This is a genomic window from Hephaestia sp. MAHUQ-44 (assembly GCF_023806085.1).
In the GTDB taxonomy this organism is placed as follows: Bacteria; Pseudomonadota; Alphaproteobacteria; order Sphingomonadales; family Sphingomonadaceae; genus Sphingomonas.
This window is the reverse complement of sequence record NZ_JAMSLX010000006.1, coordinates 190,183-210,117: the sequence shown is the minus strand read 5'-3', so window position 1 is coordinate 210,117 and position 19,935 is coordinate 190,183. Positions and strand designations below refer to the sequence as shown.

Sequence of the window (19,935 nt, the reverse complement as noted above, 5' to 3'; positions counted from 1 at the left end):
GCGGCAACTCAGCCCTTCGTCAATCGCCGCCAGAAGCCGCGTGCGCAAATCCATCGACAGTGCGTGACCCATCCATGCCAGCCTCCTTCACCAGCAAGGATGATGAATCAGAAATCGGCCACCAGAGGAATCCCCTTCGATTCAATGCGGTCGAAAAACGCTCTAGGGCGCGAAGCTGACACTCGGTCTTGCCGTCTGGAGGCTCGCTATCCCAATCGGATCCCAGAAAAGGGGCCGTGCCGGAGTTCCGACTTTGCCACCGAATTGTTGTCAGCAGAGAAACAATTTAGAATACCCCTCAGCGGCAAGTCTAAGGAATTATCCTGCCTTAGGCGTAGCAAGTCGTCACAGATTTAATTGACGCAACGATCTTTTGATCTCACCAGCGCGTAAGATTCGAGATTCGCGCTCCGCTCCAGACTCTGGATTCCTACCATTATTGCCGCATCTGTGCAGCTTTGTGCGATCGTACTATGCCATTTTCTGTTTTTCTTCGCTAGCCTTTGACCCCGCCAATGCGCTGTTGAAACTTACCGATTTCTGCGTCTCTTAATCGTCCCCGCAACGCCGGATGTCGCTCGCCGGCACCGAACTCGGGGACCAGGATGCTCGCTCAACCCATTCGATCGGAAGCCAGCGCGCGCGGCGCGCGGATGCTGCGGACCGCGATGGGCGCGTCGATCGTCGAATGGCTCGCCGACCCTGCGGTCATCGAGGTGATGCTCAATCCCGATGGCCGCCTTTGGGTCGATCGGCTGGGCGAGGGAGTCAGCGACACCGGCAAGTCCATGTTACCGGCCGATGGCGAGCGCATCGTCCGGCTGGTCGCGCATCATGTCGGCGCCGAGGTCCATGCGCGCAGCCCACGCGTTTCCGCCGAACTGCCCGAAACTGGCGAGCGGTTCGAAGGCCTGATCCCACCGGTCGTGACGGCCCCGACCTTCGCGATCCGCAAGCGTGCCGTCGCGGTCTTCTCGCTCGACGATTATGTCGACGCCGCGATCATGTCGCGGTCGCACGCGACGATCCTGCGCGACGCGGTCGCCGAACGGCGGAACATCCTCGTCGCCGGCGGCACCGGGACCGGCAAGACGACGCTGACCAACGCGCTCCTCGCCGAAATCGCGCGGACCAACGATCGCGTCGTCCTGATCGAAGATACCCGCGAGCTGCAATGCGCAGCGCCGAACCTCGTCGCCATGCGAACCAAGAATGGCGTCGCCTCGCTCTCCGATCTCGTAAGATCCTCGCTACGGCTTCGTCCCGACCGAATCCCGATCGGCGAGGTTCGCGGTCCCGAGGCCCTCGACCTCCTGAAAGCGTGGGGCACCGGCCATCCGGGCGGCGTCGGCACGATTCATGCCGGGACCGCGATCGGCGCGCTGCGGCGCATGGAGCAGCTCATCCAGGAAGCGGTCGTGACCGTGCCGCGCGCCCTCCTCGCCGAAACGATCGACCTGATCGCCGTGCTCGTCCGCGACGGCACCGGACGACGGCTTGCCGAGCTCGCCCGCGTCGAGGGGATCGACCCCGCCACCGGCAACTACCGGCTCACTCCCTGTTCCCCAACCGGAGACCTGAAATGAAGGAAATCAAAGCCCGCCGTGCCGGCGCCATGCTCGATCCGCTCGGCTACGTCCGGAACAAGGCGAGCGGCACGCTGCTGCTCCTCACCACGGCGGTCATGGCCAGCCCCGCGCACGCTTCCGGGTCGTCGATGCCGTGGGAAGCACCGCTGCAAAGCATCCTGGAATCGATCGAGGGACCTGTCGCCAAGATCGTCGCGGTGATCATCATCATCGTCACCGGCCTGAGTCTCGCCTTCGGCGATACGTCGGGCGGCTTCCGCCGCCTCATCCAGATCGTGTTCGGCCTGTCGATCGCCTTCGCCTCCAGTTCGTTCTTCTTGTCCTTCTTCAGCTTCGGCGGCGGGGCGCTGGTCGGATGATTGGTGACGAGGCCGTTCCCGGCTATTTCGTGCCGGTCCATCGCGCACTCAGCGAGCCGATCCTGCTCGGCGGCGCACCGCGCGCGCTGGCGATCGTCAACGGGACGCTGGCCGGCGCGATCGGACTGGGCCTGCGACTGTGGATCGCCGGCATTGTGATCTGGGCGATCGGACACGCCTTGTCGGTCTGGGCAGCGCGGCGCGACCCGCAGTTCGTCGACGTCGCCCGGCGCCACCTGCGCTATCCCGCCTGGATGCGGCCGTGATGTCGCTCGCCGAATATCGGACCAAGGCGGCCTGCCTCGCCGATTTCCTCCCCTGGGTCGCGCTGGTGGCACCGGGCATCGTCCTCAACAAGGACGGCAGCTTCCAGCGCACCGCCGCGTTTCGCGGTCCGGACCTCGACAGCGCGACGCCAGCCGAGCTGGTCGCGGTCACGGCGCGGCTCAATAGCGCGCTGCGCCGTCTGGGTTCGGGCTGGGCCGTGTTCGTCGAGGCCCAGCGCGTTCCCACCAACGAGTATCCGGCCAGCATCTTTCCCGACCCTGTTTCGGCGCTCGTGGACATGGAGCGCCGCGCGCAGTTCCGTGAGGAAGGCGCGCATTTCGAGAGCGCCTATTACCTCACGCTCCTCTGGATGCCGCCTGCCGAGGAGGCCGCGCGCGCCGAAGCCTGGCTCTATGAGGGGAAATCATCGACCGGCGTCGATCCGAAGGAATTGCTGCGCGGGTTCGCCGATCGCGCCGACCGGCTGCTCCACCTGGTCGATGGCTTCATGCCCGAGGCTCGCTGGCTCGATGACGGGGAGACGCTGACCTATCTCCATTCGTGCGTGTCGACGCGCCGCCAGAAGGTGCGCGTGCCCGAGACGCCGATCTATCTCGATGCGCTGCTCGCCGACGAGGGCCTATCGGGCGGCCTCGAGCCGATGCTCGGCCGCCACCATCTGCGCACCCTCACGATCACCGGGCTTCCCAGCGTCACCTTTCCGGGATTGCTCGACGAACTCAACCGTCAACCGTTCGGCTATCGCTGGTCGACCCGCGCGATCATGCTCGACAAGACCGACGCGACCAAGGTGCTCACCCGCATCCGGCGGCAATGGTTCGCCAAGCGCAAGTCGGTCGCCGCGACCCTCAAGGAGGTGATGACCAACGAAGCGTCGGTGCTGCTCGATTCCGACGCTTCGAACAAGGCGGCCGATGCCGACGCCGCCTTGCAGGAACTCGGTGCCGATCATGCGGGGATCGCTTATGTCACCGCGACGATCACGGTCTGGGACACCGACCCGGCGCGCGCAGCCGAGAAACTCCGGCTGGTCGAGAAGGTGGTCCAGGGCCGCGACTTCACCTGCACCGTCGAGGGGATGAACGCGATCGAGGCATGGCTCGGGAGCCTGCCCGGCCACGTCTATGCCAATGTCCGGCAGCCGCCGGTCTCCACGCTCAATCTCGCCCACCTGATCCCCCTGTCAGCGGTGTGGGCGGGAGCGGAACGGGACGAGCATTTCGGTGACGCCCCCTTGCTGTACGGCAAGACCGAAGGCTCGACCCCGTTCCGCTTTTCCCTTCATGTCGGCGATGTCGGCCATACGTTGATCGTCGGCCCGACCGGCGCCGGCAAATCCGTCCTACTGGCGATGATGGCGATGCAGTTCCGGCGTTACACCGGCGCGCAGATATTCGCGTTCGATTTCGGCGGGTCGATCCGTGCAGCGACGATCGCGATGGGCGGCGACTGGCAGGATCTCGGGAGCGCCCTGCACGACAGCGATCGCGTACAGCGTGCCGCGGGCGAAGATGCCGCATCGTCGGGCACCAGCTCGACCCAGGTCGCGTTGCAACCGCTTGCCAGGATCGATGATCATGGAGAGCGCGCCTGGGCGACCGAATGGCTGGGCGCCATCCTCGTCGGCGAAGGCATCCAGATCGACCCGCAGGCCAAGGACCATCTCTGGTCCGCCCTCACGTCGCTCGCATCGGCCCCCGTTCAGGAGCGCACCCTGACGGGCCTGTCGGTGCTCCTCCAGGATCAGATGCTCAAGCAGGCGCTGGCGCCTTATTGCGTTGGCGGCCCTTGGGGGCATTTGCTGGATGCCGAGGCCGAGTGTCTCGGCGAAGCCAGGGTGCAGGCGTTCGAAACCGAGGGCCTCGTCGGCACGGCGGCCGCTGCTGCCGTGCTTTCCTACCTTTTCCACCGGATCGAAGCGCGGCTCGACGGGCCTCCCACGCTCATCATCATCGACGAGGGCTGGCTGGCGCTGGTCAACCCGATCTTCGCCGCGCAGATCCGGGAGTGGCTCAAGACGCTCCGCAAGAAGAACGCGAGCGTGATCTTCGCCACCCAGAGCCTCGCCGACATCAACACCAGCGCGATCGCGCCGGCGATCATCGAAAGCTGCCCGACACGGATCTTCCTGCCCAACGAGCGAGCGATGGAGCCGCAGATCCAGGCGATCTATGCGCGCTTCGGCCTCAACGCCCGACAGATCGAAATCCTCAGCCGGGCAACGCCCAAGCGCGACTATTATTGCCAGTCGCGGCGCGGCAACCGCTTGTTCGAGCTGGGATTGGGAGAGGTCGCGCTGGCCTGCGCCGCAGCTTCCTCCCGCACCGACCAGGCCGCGATCACCGACATCGTCAACGCCCACGGACCGGACGGCTTTGCCGCCGAATGGCTTCGTCATCGCGACTGCGGATGGGCGGTCGAACTGCTTCGTCCGGAACCCAGCCTTCACTAGCGCAAGGAGATGCCTGAATGACCCGATTTTCCATTCGCGCCGTGACCGTGAGCGCGCTGCTCGCGTCGACGATCGCGCTCGCGCCGGCCCCGGCCTGGGCGCAATTCGGCGGTATCGTCTATGATCCCAGCAATTACGCCCAGAACCTCCTGACCGCCGCTCGGTCGCTGCAGCAGATCAACAACCAGATCCAGCAGATCCAGCAGCAGGCGACCAGCCTGGTGAACCAGGCACGCAATCTGGCGTCGCTGCCGTTCAGCTCGCTCCAACAACTCCAGCAGCAGGTGCAGCGCACCCAGCAACTGCTCGGCCAGGCGCAGCACATCAGCTTTGACGTCCAGAACATCCAGCAGGCGTTCACCGGCCGCTACAAGGGCGCGGCGCTGACCGGCAACAGCGCCGAGATGGTCGCGAATGCCAATGCGCGCTGGGAGGACAGCGTCGGCGCGTTCGAGGACGCGCTCAAGATGCAGGCCGGGGTGGTCGGCAATATCGACGGCACCCGCACGACGATGAACAACCTCGTCACCGCCAGCCAGTCGGCGACCGGCGCGCTTCAGGCGGCGCAAGCCGGCAATCAACTCCTCGCGCTGCAATCGCAGCAACTGGCCGACATGAGCGCGATGATTGCCGCGCAGGGTCGCGCACAAACGCTCGAGGCGGCGCGCCAGGCCGCGGAGGAAGCGGAAGGCCGCGCCCGCTTCCGCCGGTTCATGGGCAACTGAGCCAGCCTCATGTCCCAGACCTCCTCACGCAACGCGAAGATCGCCGGCGTTGCGGCGCTCGCGGGGACGATGGTGGCGGTGGCGATCGTCGCCGCCATCCGGGCGCCGGCGCCCGCGCCCGCGCTACCCGTCGCGATGCGCGGGGATCCGCTCCCGAGCCGGCTCGACCGCGAGCTGGACCGTTGCTCCACCCTCACCATGCCCGACGCGGGTTGCGAAGCCGCATGGGCAGAGAACCGGCGCCGCTTCTTCGGCCGGCCGCGTTCGGAAAGCGCCGCACCATGAATGGCACCGGGATCGTCGACAACTTCCTCGGAATATTCTCCAGCTACATCGACAGCGGCTTCGGCTTGCTTGGCGGCGAAGTCGCCTTCCTGTCCACGACGCTGATCGTCATCGACGTGACGATCGCCGGGCTGTTCTGGGCATGGGGCGCGGACGAGGACGTGCTGCAGCGGCTCATCAAGAAGACGCTCTATATCGGCATATTCGCCTTCATCATCGGCAATTTCGCGACGTTGGCGACGATCCTGTTCAAGAGCTTCGCGGGCCTCGGTCTCAAGGCAGGCGGCGGCACCCTCACGCTCGACGCGTTCATGCGGCCGAGCAGCGTCGCGGCGACCGGGATCGACGCGGCGCGGCCGCTTCTCGAAGCGGCGGGCCAGTTTTCGAGCTTGTGGGCGTTCTTCGCCAACGCCACGCTGGTCGTCGTGCTGCTGGTCGGCTGGGTGCTCGTCATCCTCGCCTTCTTCTGCATGGCCGCGCAGATCTTCCTCACGCTGATCGAGTTCAAACTGACGATGCTGGTCGGCTTCGTCCTCCTCCCCTTCGCCTTCTACAATTGCACGGCGTTCATGGCCGAGCGGGTGCTCGGACATATCGTCTCCAGCGGCATCAAGGTGCTGGTGCTAGGCGTCATCACGAGCATCGGCACCACCTTGTTCAGCCAGTTCCTGACACTCGCGCCCGGCATCGAGCCAACCGCCGAGCAGGTCCTGGCGCTGATCCTCGCCGCGCTGGTATTCGTCGGCCTTTCGATCTTCGGGCCGAGCATCGCCAACGGCATCGTATCCGGTGGCCCCCAGCTCGGTGCTGGCGCAGCGGCCGGCACGGCGCTCGCAGCAGGCGCGACGTTGGCCGGTGGCGCAGCCATCGCCGGCCTTGCCGGCAGCGCTGCGGCCGGGGCGCTCTCGGCGGCCGCGTCTGGCAGCGCCCGCGTGGCGGGCGGCGCCTCAGCCGCCTATGGCGTCGGCGCGGCGGGCCGCGGCGGTGCGTCCGCGGTCGCCTGCGGCCTGTCGTTAGTCGGGAAGGCTGCGGCGCAAGGCGCGATGTCGCCGCTGCGGCGAGCCGTCGACGCTGCCAAGCAGAACTTTGCCGCCGGCCGTGCCGGCTCTCCGTCTCCCGCTGGCGGACCTGAGAGTGGCGGACAGCCGGCATGGGCCAAGGCGATGAAGCGTCGCCAGGCCGTCACCCACGGCGCCGACATTGCCAGTCAGACCCTCAAGAGCGGCGACAGCCATGGTGGCGGTGGCGGTCCCGACATTTCCGAAAAGGATTGATCGATGTTTCAACGGCCATCTGTCCGATATGGGACGGCGCCCGAGGCGGTGACGCCCTACCAGCGCGCGGCGCAACTATGGGACGACCGTATCGGCTCCGCCCGCGTGCAGGCGAAGAACTGGCGGCTCGCCTTTTTCGGATGCCTCGCCCTGTCGGGCGGCCTTGCCGGCGGCCTCGTCTGGCAGTCGGCGCGTGGTCATATCACGCCATGGGTAGTCGAGGTGGACAAGCTCGGCGACGCCCGCGCCGTGGCGCCTGCCGAGGCTGGCTTCCAGCCGAGCGATCCCCAGATCGCCTGGCACCTCGCGCGGTTCATCGAGCATGTGCGCTCCATTCCGGCGGACCCGATCGTGCTGCGGCAAGATTGGCTTCGCGCCTACGATTTCGCGACGGAAAAGGGAGCGCAGGCCCTCAATGACTATGCGCGTAACAATGACCCGTTCACCCAGGTCGGCAAGATCCAGGTCGCTGTCGACGTCTCCAGCGTGATCAGGGCGTCGCCGAGCAGCTTCCGCATGGCCTGGATTGAGCGTCGTTATCAGGACGGATCGCTCATCGAGACGTCGCGCTGGTCCTCGATCCTCTCGGTAGTCCACCAGGCGCCACGCACGGCCGATGACCTCCGCAAGAATCCGCTCGGCATCTTTGTCGACGCCCTCAACTGGTCAAAGGAACTCAGCCAATGACATATATCTCGCGCATTCCCGCGCGTCCGTTCTCCTCCGCCTTGCTGGTCGCGGGTATCGCGATCCTCACCACGCCCGCGCCGGCACAGACCACTGCGGCGGGCGTTCAAGCGTCCGCGTCGAAAGACGGACCAACCAGGTCGCACAAGATCGAAGTGATTGCGGTACCCACACCGCTTCCACTCCCTGGGCAATTCAAGCCAGTACGGGCCATCCAGCCGAAGCCGGAGCCCCGAGATCCGCGCAAGCGGATCGGCGCCGCCAATAGCGCGGCGAGGGTCGAACCCGATCGCGCGTCGTGGCTCAACGCCATCCAGCAATTTCCCTATGCCGATGGAGCGCTCTATCAGATATATCTCGCCCCCGGTCAGGTGACGGACATCGCCTTGCAAGAAGGCGAGGAGCTGGTTGGTCCGGGGCCGGTTGCCGCGGGCGACACCGTGCGATGGATCATCGGCGATACGATCAGCGGGCAGGGGGCATCCCGACGCGTCCATATCCTCGTGAAACCAACCCGGCCCGATCTTTCCACTAACGTCGTGATCAACACGGATCGTCGCACCTATCACCTCGAATTGCGCGCCATCCCGGCCACCTACATGGCCGCCGTCTCCTGGACCTATCCGCACGATGAGCTCATTGCGCTTCGGCACGCCGCTGTCGCCGCCGAACGCGCCGCGCCGGTCAGTACCGGCATCGAGGTTGCTGCGCTCAATTTCCGCTATCGGATCGATGGCGACCACGCGCCCTGGCGGCCGCTTCGCGTGTTCGACGACGGTCGGCAGACCTATGTCGAGTTTCCGGAAAGTGTCGCTACTGGCGAAATGCCGCCGGTGTTCGTGCTCGGCCCCGATGGCGGCGCCGAGTTGGTCAATTACCGGGTGCAAGGCCGCTACATGGTGATCGACCGGCTATTCGATGCGGCCGAGCTGCGGCTCGGGACAAAGAAAGCCCAGCAGCGCGTGACAATCCGGCGCGAGCACATCCGTCGGCGGAGGGGATCGTGACCATCGAACTGCAGCAGGAAGACGCCGCCTCCACCGAGACCGAACCAGCCGTTCCAGCCGCATCGGACACCGACGCCGCGGAGGCGTTCCGCATCCGGCCCGATCCCCCGCGCGTGATGCGCTTGTCTAGGAAGACGCTCGCAGTCATCGGGATTGTCGCTGGAACGGGCATTGGCGGATCGCTGATCTATGCGTTGCAGCCGCGAAGCCACGTCGCCGCGACGAACCTGTACAACACCCACGCCAGGAACAAGGCCGACGTCGTCACCTCGGCACCCAGCGATTATTCGAAGGTGCCAAAGCTCGGCCCGGCGCTTCCCGGCGACCTTGGTCGTCCGATCCTCAGCGCGCAGGCCGATGGGAAGAATGTGCCGACCCCGCCGATCGGGAAACAGCCTTCCGCCGATCCAGCAGTCATGGCGGCGGAGCAGGCACGCCAGCGCGCCGCGCAGGAGCGGGATACCGCGCGTACCAGCAAGCTGTTTCTCGGCAGCGCCGCCGCTTCGGCTGCGCTCGACACGACTCCTGTTATCCCCGTCTCGTCTCTATCGACGGCGACTGGCGGACAATCGAGCGACCAAAGTTCCGCACCGGTCGCGACGGATCAGGCGCCGAAGCAAGCGTTCCTCCAGAGCGGCGGAAATCGCGCCACCGCGAGCCTGGAGCGGCTAGCGCCCCCCGTCTCGCCGGACATCGTGCAGGCCGGCAGCATCATCCCGGCCGCGCTGATCACCGGAATCCGGTCGGACCTTCCAGGCCAGATCACTGCCCAGGTAACCCAAAATGTCTATGACAGCCCGACGGGACGCATCCTGCTCATTCCACAGGGTGCGCGACTGATCGGCGAATATGACAGCCAGGTCTCCGCTGGCCAGAACCGCGTGCTCCTCGCCTGGGACCGTTTGATCATGCCAGATGGCAGATCGATCCTGCTCGACCGCCAGCCCGGTGCGGATGCGCACGGATTTGCCGGGCTTCAGGATGGCACGAACTACCATTGGGGCAGCATGCTGAAGGCGGCGCTGGTATCGACCTTGCTCGGCGTCGGGACAGAGTTTGCCACCAACAACGAGGATGAGCTGCTTCGTGCGCTGCGATACGGTTCCCAGGACACGATCAATCAGACCGGGCGGCAACTCGTCCAGCGTCAGGCTAATGTCGCGCCGACGATCACGATCCGGCCGGGCTTTCCGCTGCGTGTGCTGGTGACTCGTGACCTGGTCCTCGAACCGATTTCGGGAGGCCAATAATGGCAAAATTGAAGCTCGGTCCGATCGAGGACGAAAAGCCGGTAAAGCTCACCATCGAGCTGCCGGCGGCGGTCCATCGTGACCTTCTCGCTTATGCTCGGGCTCACGCAACAGATACCGGACTGAGTGAACCACTGCCAGCAGAACGCCTCGTTTCACCCATGGTCGAACGCTTCATGGCGAGCGACCGGGGATTTGCGAGGAGGGAACGCTGAGTGCGGACACGCCGCCAAAGTGCCGCCTCCAGTGACCAGCGGAAAGCAGCAATTCAATGTTTTTCATGCCACCGAAGATGCTTGTTCGTCCGGCCAATTATAACTGAAATATAATCCTATTATAAAGTGGAAGATTACCTCCCGCTTCGGCAGGCTCCGATTTGCGACTCTACAGAGTCGCGATAGCCAAGAGAGGAAGTAATCATGGCCGAACACGAACATTCAGAAGAAGAACTGATCGACCTCGGCTCGATCGCCGAGCAGACCCGCGGTTCCGAGGTCAACTTCGCCGACACCAATGGCGGCGAACGCCTCATTCCGGATCTCTGAATCGATCGACTCCGACGCGCGCGCCCCGGCGCGCGCGTCTTCGAGGCCACAACCATGGTGTATCGGCTCCGCCCCAATCTCACCTATTGCGTGATCGTTGGCCGCAACATCTTCCTCGATATCGCCAATGGACGATATTTCGCTCTTCCCACGAAGCTCGACGAGATCTTCGTGAGAGTCCAAACAATAACCTGTGTCGACGAAGCCAGCTCCGCAGAAATTAACCACCTTTGCACCGCCAACCTCCTGGTAGGTGAAGGAGAGGCCGTGGAAATTGCGGGGCCAACGCTTGTAACACCGGCGTCGACTGATCTCTTGTCGAGCGTAACTGGAAACAAGCCAGGGATTTTTCTGATAGCTTGGGCGCTTGTAGAGCAACTTTTCGCAAGCCTCTTATTGCACCTCTTGCCGTTCTCGCTAGTCGCGCGACTCTTTCGTCACCAGGGTCGTGGCGGCGGAAATGCCCTGATCGATCCTGTGTTTGCGAGCTTGCTGGCCCAAGCATTTCGGACTGCCGGAATCCTGCTCAAAGCAGAAGGGAAATGCCTTCCCCGTACGATGGCATTCGCCCGCGCATGCCGTCGTCGAGGCTACGACGTAAATCTCGTTATCGGCGTATCTATCAATCCCTTCACCGCGCACTGCTGGGCACAGGCCGGCGACGTCGTCCTCAATGACACTATCGACCGGACATCAAACTTCCAGCCCATCTTCATTACATGAGCACCTCACAGTTCATTCTGTTCCTCGGCGGCGATTCTGCGTCCGTGAGCACGAACGCCCGTTACGCCGGTGAGGCAATGGGCTGGAATATCGAACCTTGGGCCGAGGGGCTAATCCTTGTCGCTGGCAATTGCGTTCGACATTTTGCGACGCCCGAAGTCACTCAGGCATGGCTGATTGGAACCATATTTCCGCGTCATGGTCCGGGACTGGCACTCGACGATCACGATGGGCCTCTCATCGCAGCGTTGAGCGCACGCGAAACATCGACATTGCTTGAGCGATTCTGGGGTGGATACCTTGCGGTTCGTCGACTGGAGGCTGGTTACGCGATCCTTCGAGACCCATCCGCGGCGATGCCTTGTTACTATGTTCAAAATGGCGACCAATTGTGGGTAACCAACAGCGTTCCTGCGTTGGTTGAAGCGGGGCTCCTCCGACCGGCTATCGAATGGGATGATCTGGCGAGATGCTTATACAGCGCCGGCCTTCCGTCGATCCGGACCGCGGTTTCTCAGGTCGAAGAATTGCTGCCGGGCGACGAACTTCACGTTAAAGGTGGCAAGGTCGAGGTTTTTCACCGCTGGTCGCCGTGGGACCATGTCGCCGTCGACGGCAATGTCGACCTCGAGGAATGCGCCGTCCGCCTCCGCCGAGTGACGGAGTCATCTATCTCGGCCTGGTCGCGGCAATTCAAGCACATCCTCGTGACTGTTTCCGGTGGTCTCGATTCATCGATTGTCGTATCAAGTTGTCGCCAACGGTCAGCCGACCTCACTGCTGTTACGCTGGCAACGGACGGTAGAGATGGCGACGAGCGCGTTTTCGCGCGAGAGCTGTGTGAACATCTTTCGCTGAGGTTGGTCGAAGCTCGATACGATCTCGCTGACATGACAACGGCGAAGTCGGCTTGCGCGGCACTTCCCCGCCCGATCGGGCGAAGCCCGGCCCTTGCATATGATCTTACGGTGGCGAGAGTTGCCGCAACTGCAGGCGCAGACGCGATCTTCACCGGCAATGGAGGTGACAATGTCTTCGCCTTTTCCCAATCAGTCGCTGCGATCGTTGATCGAGTGCGCCACCAAGGGATGGTTAACGCGGTTTGGACCATCCGAGACATCTGCCTGCTCACGGGTTGCAGCGCGATTGAGGCGATCATCGCAGCGATCAGGTTGGCGGGGCGAGGGTCGCGGTATGTCTGGCAACCCGACCGCAGATTGATCGCGCACGACATTCTCGCGCAATTCGATAGCCAGCCACTGAGTCATCCCTGGCTCGATGCGCCTGCGAAAGCGCTACGGGGATCAGTGATCCACGTCGCCGCTCTTTTGCGCATCCAAGCCCACCTTGACGGATCGCACCGTTGCCCGGGCGTCGTCGTGGTCAATCCACTGATGGCTCAGCCCATCATTGAACAATGCTTGTCTATACCCTCCTGGCACTGGTGCGCCGAAGGACGGAATCGGGCAGTCGCTCGGATCGCATTCGCCGACACGCTTCCCTCCAGGATTCTAAATCGCATGTCGAAAGGAGGCCCCGACAGTTTTGGGATTCAATTTTTTACACATCATCGCGACGATATTGCCGAGCGCATCATGGATGGTCATCTCGCTCGACGCGGATTGATCGACCGTATGAAAGTCGAGCAGCTCTTGTTCAATGAAAGGCCTGATGTCGGTCCTGAGCAAACTCGACTTCTTCAACTTATTGATACCGAAGCCTGGATCGATCATTGGCAACATCTTGGCCCGATCTCGACGCTTGGTCCCGGCGCAAAGCCTCCCAGTGTTCAAGCTCAGCTACCGGAACATTCTTCGGACGTACGTTCTTAAGCCAAAAATCGAACCATGCGAGACTCCGCCGATAGATCGCAATTCGGTGAGCCGGCTGCCATTTTATGTGTGTCTCATGAGGGAAGACATAGAGATCGACCGGAGCTCGCAGTTCGCGAAGCCGGGTATAAGCGGTGAGCGCCCCAAGGTATTCCGAGTCGGGCAGTTGCAGCAGGATCGGTACATTGATGTCCTTGGCACGCTTCGCGATCGAAATCCGGTCCCAGAACGGATCACTATCGCTCATTACGCCTGGATAGCCCATGGCGGAAAAATCCCGCATCGCCCTCGGGCCGACTTGCCAGGCAAGCGATGAATCCCAGCAACATGAACTCATCTCAGCGACACGAAACATCTTGCTGTTGAGCAGCGCGAACTGAACCGAAGAGGCGCCCTCGCTGAGGCCAGTGATGCCAATACGTTTGGGATCTGCGATGCCGCGCTCAATGATGAGCTGAACGCCCCGCTCCAGCGCCGATTGCACGCTTCGTCGATCGGCGAAGTCTTCCAGATCCTTGCGCTCGACATCTGCGATTGTCTTTGGATCGCGATAGAGACCGATGTCAGGCGGTCGATTGAAGCTGAGAACCGCATAGCCGTTATTTGCGAATAGCTGAATCGGATACTCGTCTCCTGTCCCACCCCGAAGAAACCCGCGCGATTCATATTGTACCACGATTAAGGGATAACGACGTCCGCGTTCGTAGCCGACCGGAAAGACAAGATCACCGAATGTCTCCAGGCTTTGGTCGTTCTTCCAATGCAGCCGTTCGACTCTTCCAAGAGTGAGCGAGCTGAAGCCACGGTTGGGATCGAACAACACGGTTTCAGCGCCCTCTCTAAAGGAAATTCGGGCGACGTAACGCGGGCGCTGCGCGCTCTCACGAAGACAAATCACATCGTCGTCGACTGGCGCGCAATTGGTCAGCAAATCCTGCGTCCGGTAAATGCGCTTTGGCTGGTCCGAACCAGGTGCCCACTCATACACGGCCGTCGCTTCACCACCCCATCCCTCGCGGCGGTAAAATCTCAAGCGGCCATTTGCGCTCCACCAAAGTCCTGAAATGTGGCGATCGCAAATGGACGACCTGCATATTGACATCGATCCATCGGGACGTTGAACTTCCAATCTCACCGCTAGTGGAGAGCCATTACCACTCGATACCAACTGGGCTGTTTCGCCATCGCGGCGCCTGACAATCCCGCCCTGGTCCGGATTGACGATCGGTTGTCGTGTCGGCATCGGCGCGATAGCCTTCTCGGACGACGAGAGCGGAATCGTGTAAGTCTGCTCCGCAACGGGCGCAGGCACGAACGGCCGACTTTCGGTCATTGGGGAGAACCGTCCATCGTAGTGGAAGCCTCTTTTCCCCTCCTCGTCGATCGCCGCTTCCCCAGCTTTGAGGCCGGGTTGCGTGCGGTACGCCAACAGCTCCCCGCCATCGACAATCCAGAAGTCGACGATGTCATCCTGGCTCGCGGTAATCACAGCGGACCCGCTGCCGTCGATCATTGCGCGCCAAATTTGCGTGGTGCCGCGAGACCGCTTCAGGAAAAGCACCGCCTTTCCATCAGGCGTCCACCGCGGCTCGATGGTGGCCATGACGCCGGTTGGAAAGCCGGCTTTCCCTCGAAAATTGTACCGAAGCCGAACGGGATCGTTTCCCACGTCAATTAGCCGCGGTCCTGCATTTGCCGTCAGCGATAAGACGACGATGCCGGTGCAATATTCATTCTGTTCAGGATCTGCCCGGCGGACCTGGAACGCCAGCAGACGACCATCGGGGGAAACTGACAGCGCTCTCACACGATCCATGCCGCCGTTGGATCCAATGTCGGTCAGCGTGGCCAGATCCTTGGCTGTAACGGCGCGCCTCACGTCCACGCCAGTCCCGCCCATCAAATACGTCCTGCAATCAAACGTAGTTGCGGAAGCCGAACCGGCAAGCAACAATAGCGCAACTGCCCCGGCAACACAGAATCTCTGAAGACCGCGCATCAGAATTCTTTCGATATCGAGAGCGAAATAGTCCGGCCAGTGACAGAATAATTGGTCGAGTCATACGGAGGATCGGTCGTGATCGAGTTCCGGATGATCGAGGGCCTCGCGTCGAAGAGGTTCCCGATCGATGCCGCAAATTTCAGGCCTGTGAAGGGGCCCCTCGATGCGGTGGTCCGAAGTTGCCCAACAAGATCAAGCGTTGTGAAGCCGCCGACATGGGTGTGCGGCACATATCGGGTGTCGTCCGTTCCCCCGATATAGCTCCCGAAAGCCGAGAGTGTCACGTTGTCGCGCCTCCACGTCACCCCACCGCGTCCACGCCAATGTGGCGGATTAAAAATCGTACCCGCCAATTGCAGAGTGGGCCGACCCGGGCTGAGCTGCTGATTACTCTTCAGGTAGCTCACGTAACCTTCGAGGAGGATGAAATTACCTCGCGACAGCCCGATGCGATATCGGCCAGTGAGGTCGACGCCTTGCAGGCTTTGGCGCGCAGCATTTTGTAGGGAAGAATCGACGATAGCGCCGACCGCCGCAGGATCAAATGGCGCCCCGCTAGCATTGGAAAGTCCGTTCGGCAGTTCTGCGACCGCAGCCGAAACCAGTTCGGCGGACGGCGAGAGCAGAATATAATCGCGATAAATTGGATTCGTGAAGACATCGACGATGCTCGTTAGCGGCGAAACAACACGCTCGCGGTAACGGATATTGAAGTAGGTGGCGTCGAGCGTGAGGCCATCTGCTGGAGCGAGGGTCGCTCCGGCACTCCATGTCTCAGCCTTTTCCGGCTTGAGGTTCGGATTGCCGCCGGCGATTATCAAAACCGGCAGGTCGGACGGCGGAGACTGAAATGTCCGTGCCGCAAGTAGCACGCCCTGCTGAGCCTGGTATTGTTGGTATAGAGTCTGTGTTTTGAACGATTTCCCCCAATTGAGACGTATCGTGAAGATGGGATCAGGCGCGTAAACGAGCCCGACCTTTGGCGTTAGCAGGTGCGCGTTGCCCGGGTAATCCTCGTAGCGCCCCGCCAGATCGACGCGAAGCTCGCTGAGGAACGGGCGAGCGTTCGCCTTGCCCACGAGCGGAAGAGAAAGTTCGCCATAGCCGTAGAAGACGCTGCGCCCACTTGTGATGTCGGTAGTCGTCCGCGTTGCGCCCCCGGTGGTTTGAGTGATGAGCACGTCGAGTCCGACTCGGCGATAGCCTCCGCCGACCGCGAGTCGAGCCGAACCCCCGGGCATTTCGAATAGCGGGCCCTCGGCGCCCGCCTCGCCCACCACCACGCTGTTGTCATAATTGAGTTGGGTGCGGAGCGTCTCGACGGCTGCCATGAAACGGCGCGAGAAGATATGGTTGTTGCTCACTCCATAAGTTCCAGCCGCCGTGGCCGTCCAGCCATTGCCCACTGCCCAATTGAGGGTGGCGTTCACGGTGCCCGAAGTCACGACGGGCTGGGAGAGCAGCCCGTTCGTTCGTACATCGCTCGTTGTAAGCGACGGCGCCGCCAATTCGGTCAGTCGGCGATTGAACTGCGCGTCGGCTTCTAGGCTGAGATTATCGGTGATTCGCTGGTGCCCCGCACCAAGGGCACTAAACTGCCGCTGCCACGGAACAAGAGTGGAGGAGGGATCGAGGCCACGCGTATAGTCGCGCTGTCCTGCCGTTATTGCGCTGACGTCCGAAAAACTGACTGCCAGCATTTCGCCACCTGACCCCCAGCGATGGCCTGCAAGAACATCATATTTCTGTTGGGTGCCGCCACCATCCAACGAGCCGCCAATTCTGGCGCTGGTCAAGAGGCCCTCATAGTCCCGACGTAAGATGAGGTTGGCGACGCCTCCGACGGCGTCCGATCCGTAGAGCGCAGAAGCCCCGTCGGCCACGATCTCAACGCGGTCGACCGCCACCATCGGGATTTGAGAGAGGTCGACGCCTTGCGCCACCGTATCATACGCCAGCCGGTGCCCATTAAGCAGCGTCAGCGTTGCAGCCGGCCCGAGCCCACGCAAGTTTAGCGCCGATGAGGAACTTGAATTCTCATTCCCGACACCTTGATTGCCACCGCCGGCAACTCCGGGATTTTGACCACCGCCGAAATTTTGTGGGACGCTCCGCGCGAGATCGCCCAAATCGCTGAACCCCTGCGCCTCGATCTCCGAGTTCCTGATTATGCGCACGGGCTCGGAGGGCGATGCTCCACGAATACGAGTCCCTGTGACGATAATGTCCTTCTCGTCGCCGTTACCAGCGGCTACCGCCGATCGCCCCCGGATAATCACTGCGCCCTTGTCGAAACGGACCGACAAGCTGGTGCCCCGGACGAGCCGTTCGACCGCTTCGCGTGCCGTGAACGTGCCGCGCAACCTCGGCGCCGGGACGCCATTTAGATCGTCAGCCGACGCATAGAGTTCCCAGCCAGCTTTGGCTGCCACGGCCCGCAACGCATCTCCGAGATCCTGGGCCGGGAGATCGAACTGATAGACCTGCCGGTCGCTGGCCGCAGCGCATTGAGGTACGAAACCGCACGCGACACTCGCCATCAGCACCGCGATCACATGAAACCGTTTGCCCGCCATTATCCCCGTCCTTCCCAGGCGAGCACACTCGGCTCGCTTCTCGGAAGGAAGGTGACGACGATGATTTTCGGAGGGTCAGAGACCTCCCGAAAATCTTATCGGCTCAGATGTATTCCATCATCGCGTCGAGACACGCGCAGGCCGAATGGCTCCGCGATACGCTTGGCGAAGTTCTCGGTATCGGTGAGCTTGAACCGACCGGAGGCCTGCAAGGTCGCAAGGCCCGGATCATCGAGGATGATCGGCGCCTTGGCGTAACGGTTGGCTTGCGCCACCAACGCGCCCAGCGCGATCGTCCGGTATTCAACCCAGCCCGACGGCCAATCGCGCATATCATCCGGTGGCGCCAGGACAGGTGCCGGCCCCATGCTCGCTGCCGAGAAGACGATCGGCTGGTCAACCACCAACGGCTTGGTGTCGCGCCCGTCGACTTGCACGCTCGCGACGCCCGCTCGAAGCCGAATGTCCGCCTGGTGCGCCTTGTCGACTTGCACATCGACCGTGCCCTCGCCGGATACCACCTTCCCGTTCGCCGCCTCGATCGTGAACGGCCGCGAATCAGGTTTGACGATGAATCGCGCCCGACCTTGGCGAAGACGGGCCTGGCGGTGATCACGATCGATGGTCACATCCACGCGCGTGTCGGCGTCGAGCGTCATGTCCGAACCGTCCGATAGAGCGAACGACCGAATCTCCGCATGACCGGTTTCGAAGGTCTGCGCCATTGCCGGCGTCGCGATCGGGCTGAACACGGAATTCGATGTTCCTCCGACCGCCAGCACAATCACGGCGACCGAGGCCGCTGCGGTTATGCCGATCCAGACGAGACGGCGTCTGCGGCTTCGGGCGGATGGCAGCGCTTCCCTCGGCCATCTCCGCGGTCCCCACGGTTGGGCACGCGGCGCCGCATCGCCAGCCTGCGTCTCACCGACGTCTGTGCCGGGAAGGTTTGGCATCATCTCGAACCCGCGCCCGAGGGTTTCCTCGATCCGACGGCGGGTGGACTCTTCCATCACCGACGAAAACATCGCCGAGGCGAAAGTCCGCCGATGATCCGCCGATGCCTCATACCAGACCTTCAACGCCGCGAGATTTTCCGGCGACGGATCTTCATCGAGATCGGCGATCAATGACGTCGCTTGCTCCATGAGCGGCGTGGGCTGGATGTCGTCCGGCCAATTTTCATCGCTCATCGATGCGCCTCCACTGCCGAGGCGATATAGGCATTCGCTCGCTTGACGTGATATCTCACCGTATCCACCGCGATGCCGAGTTCCTCGCTAATCTGCTGATAGCTCAGCCGATCATCCCTGCGCATCAGCAATACCTGACGCGTCTTCTCAGGCAAGCGCGCGACAGCCTCGTTGTAAACACGCAAAAGATCCCGCGCCTCGATATCCAGTCCCTGTTCGGGTGCAACGCCAAGGTCGCGTTGATCATCCAGGGGAAACGTCACGAATTTGTTCCTCTCGCGGTGGCGCGCCATATCGATCAGCAAATTGCGGGTGATTCTTCTGATGAACCCGATCGGATTGGCGAGCTGCGGCGCCTGCTGGCTGCCGGCAGCGCGCGCGAAAACCTCCTGCACCACGTCGGGCGCCTGATCCCAGCCAACGCGGCGCGCAATGTAGCGGAGCATGCGCGCCCGCTCGGCCCGAAACATCTCTTCGAGTGTCGGCACCGGCGGCGCGTCGACCTCCACCGCCGCAAACTCGGATCGGCTATTATGACAACCGGACGAGGCCGACAGCGGCGGACGATTCGGAGACAAAGGCGGGCAAGGCGAGGAAGACACAAGACGGCCCTACGCGGCATCGTCCAGCCCGAACGGTGTCGGTCTGCCGCACTCCCAGGGCCATGCCGCGACCAGGCGACAATCCGGCGCCGTGATTTCGATGCGGCCGACGGACCGTTCTGGTCTGTCGTTCATAATGCCTGGCTATGGTCGAGGCGCCGCGGCTGCCAGAATGTCGCGACGCGGTGCGAGCATGAGTCAGCCTAGACGAAAAAGCAATATCTGGCCAGAGCGGCCGACTTCCATGCAGCAGCGTTCTGTTCGTGGAGCTTACCGGCCGCGCGATAGTCGAAACCGCCGCAAAGATTGCTGACATGTCGGCACCAATACAGGTTGGGAACCGGAGCTTGGCGCAATCTATCGCGCAGAAATCCACCCCAATCCGGCGCCGTTTTCAGCTTGCCTGTCATGGCCGCCAACCTAATATCTTCAATGCCTTCCGGGCCTCCCCCGGAAGGCATGACCGGGTAGCTGGCGCGCATGTCCAGGCTGAGCTAAAGGCGCCGGTGCGTGCATCCAACGCGCGTTGTCACCGCCCGGTCATTT

18 protein-coding genes and 1 pseudogene are annotated in these 19,935 nt (G+C 62.6%); 14 read left to right on the top strand and 5 right to left on the bottom strand.

Annotated features, from left to right (window positions below):
- Positions 1-605: 605 nt before the first annotated feature.
- From trbB to NFE57_RS08995, 14 genes and pseudogenes are all read left to right on the top strand, one after another.
- Positions 606-1,586 carry a P-type conjugative transfer ATPase TrbB gene (gene trbB / locus NFE57_RS09060; protein ID WP_252135234.1) on the top strand — a complete coding sequence of 327 codons (981 nt, stop codon included), beginning with the start codon at positions 606-608 and terminating at the stop codon, positions 1,584-1,586.
- A 29-nt stretch (positions 1,587-1,615) separates the two neighbouring features.
- Positions 1,616-1,948 carry a TrbC/VirB2 family type IV secretion system protein gene (locus tag NFE57_RS09055; RefSeq protein WP_286207746.1) on the top strand — a complete coding sequence of 111 codons (333 nt, stop codon included), beginning with the start codon at positions 1,616-1,618 and terminating at the stop codon, positions 1,946-1,948.
- Positions 1,945-2,214, top strand: a complete 270-nt coding sequence (locus tag NFE57_RS09050; RefSeq protein ID WP_252135233.1) for a VirB3 family type IV secretion system protein — start codon at positions 1,945-1,947, stop codon at positions 2,212-2,214. The genes NFE57_RS09055 and NFE57_RS09050 overlap by 4 nt, the downstream gene beginning before the upstream one ends.
- Complete coding sequence (trbE, locus tag NFE57_RS09045) at positions 2,211-4,688, top strand: conjugal transfer protein TrbE (protein WP_252135232.1); 2,478 nt, start codon at positions 2,211-2,213, stop codon at positions 4,686-4,688. Before NFE57_RS09050 ends, trbE begins: the two co-directional genes overlap by 4 nt.
- 17 nt (positions 4,689-4,705) lie before the next feature.
- A complete protein-coding gene (gene trbJ, locus NFE57_RS09040; protein WP_252135231.1) occupies positions 4,706-5,413 on the top strand; it encodes a P-type conjugative transfer protein TrbJ in 708 nt (235 codons plus the stop codon).
- 9 nt (positions 5,414-5,422) lie between these two features.
- The gene (trbK-alt, locus tag NFE57_RS09035; RefSeq protein ID WP_252135230.1) at positions 5,423-5,698 is read left to right on the top strand and encodes a putative entry exclusion protein TrbK-alt; all 276 of its coding nucleotides are present in this window, start codon (positions 5,423-5,425) and stop codon (positions 5,696-5,698) included.
- The gene (gene trbL / locus NFE57_RS09030) at positions 5,695-6,972 is read left to right on the top strand and encodes a P-type conjugative transfer protein TrbL (protein WP_252135254.1); all 1,278 of its coding nucleotides are present in this window, start codon (positions 5,695-5,697) and stop codon (positions 6,970-6,972) included. Before trbK-alt ends, trbL begins: the two co-directional genes overlap by 4 nt.
- 3 nt (positions 6,973-6,975) lie before the next feature.
- A complete protein-coding gene (gene trbF / locus NFE57_RS09025) occupies positions 6,976-7,659 on the top strand; it encodes a conjugal transfer protein TrbF (protein ID WP_252135229.1) in 684 nt (227 codons plus the stop codon).
- Positions 7,656-8,666: a P-type conjugative transfer protein TrbG gene (gene trbG / locus NFE57_RS09020; protein ID WP_382280114.1), complete on the top strand. Its 1,011-nt coding sequence runs from the start codon at positions 7,656-7,658 to the stop codon at positions 8,664-8,666. The genes trbF and trbG overlap by 4 nt, the downstream gene beginning before the upstream one ends.
- The gene (locus tag NFE57_RS09015) at positions 8,663-9,916 is read left to right on the top strand and encodes a TraB/TrbI/VirB10 family type IV secretion system protein (RefSeq protein ID WP_252135228.1); all 1,254 of its coding nucleotides are present in this window, start codon (positions 8,663-8,665) and stop codon (positions 9,914-9,916) included. Before trbG ends, NFE57_RS09015 begins: the two co-directional genes overlap by 4 nt.
- Positions 9,916-10,131, top strand: a complete 216-nt coding sequence (locus NFE57_RS09010) for a DUF2274 domain-containing protein (protein WP_252135227.1) — start codon at positions 9,916-9,918, stop codon at positions 10,129-10,131. The genes NFE57_RS09015 and NFE57_RS09010 overlap by 1 nt, the downstream gene beginning before the upstream one ends.
- Positions 10,132-10,335: 204 nt before the next feature.
- On the top strand, positions 10,336-10,461 hold the full coding sequence (locus tag NFE57_RS09005; protein ID WP_252135226.1) for a benenodin family lasso peptide: 126 nt from the start codon (positions 10,336-10,338) through the stop codon (positions 10,459-10,461).
- Between the two features lie 54 nt (positions 10,462-10,515).
- Positions 10,516-11,184, top strand: coding sequence for a lasso peptide biosynthesis B2 protein (locus tag NFE57_RS09000; RefSeq protein WP_252135225.1), 669 nt, complete (start codon positions 10,516-10,518; stop codon positions 11,182-11,184).
- Positions 11,181-12,851: pseudogene (locus NFE57_RS08995) on the top strand (asparagine synthase-related protein); the annotation flags it as partial. The gene NFE57_RS09000 and the pseudogene NFE57_RS08995, both read left to right, overlap by 4 nt.
- Before the next feature lie 37 nt (positions 12,852-12,888).
- Here NFE57_RS08995 and NFE57_RS08990 read toward each other — a convergent pair.
- The 5 genes from NFE57_RS08990 to NFE57_RS08970 form a co-directional block, all read right to left on the bottom strand.
- Complete coding sequence (locus NFE57_RS08990) at positions 12,889-15,015, bottom strand: Atxe2 family lasso peptide isopeptidase (protein ID WP_252135224.1); 2,127 nt, start codon at positions 15,013-15,015, stop codon at positions 12,889-12,891.
- On the bottom strand, positions 15,015-17,594 hold the full coding sequence (locus NFE57_RS08985) for a TonB-dependent receptor plug domain-containing protein (RefSeq protein WP_252135223.1): 2,580 nt from the start codon (positions 17,592-17,594) through the stop codon (positions 15,015-15,017). The genes NFE57_RS08990 and NFE57_RS08985 overlap by 1 nt, the downstream gene beginning before the upstream one ends.
- Positions 17,595-17,689: 95 nt before the next feature.
- Positions 17,690-18,787 carry a FecR family protein gene (locus NFE57_RS08980; protein ID WP_252135222.1) on the bottom strand — a complete coding sequence of 366 codons (1,098 nt, stop codon included), beginning with the start codon at positions 18,785-18,787 and terminating at the stop codon, positions 17,690-17,692.
- Positions 18,784-19,296 carry an RNA polymerase sigma factor gene (locus tag NFE57_RS08975; RefSeq protein WP_252135221.1) on the bottom strand — a complete coding sequence of 171 codons (513 nt, stop codon included), beginning with the start codon at positions 19,294-19,296 and terminating at the stop codon, positions 18,784-18,786. The genes NFE57_RS08980 and NFE57_RS08975 overlap by 4 nt, the downstream gene beginning before the upstream one ends.
- A gap of 296 nt (positions 19,297-19,592) precedes the next feature.
- A complete protein-coding gene (locus NFE57_RS08970) occupies positions 19,593-19,871 on the bottom strand; it encodes a hypothetical protein (protein ID WP_252135220.1) in 279 nt (92 codons plus the stop codon).
- Between the last annotated feature and the right edge of the window lie 64 nt (positions 19,872-19,935).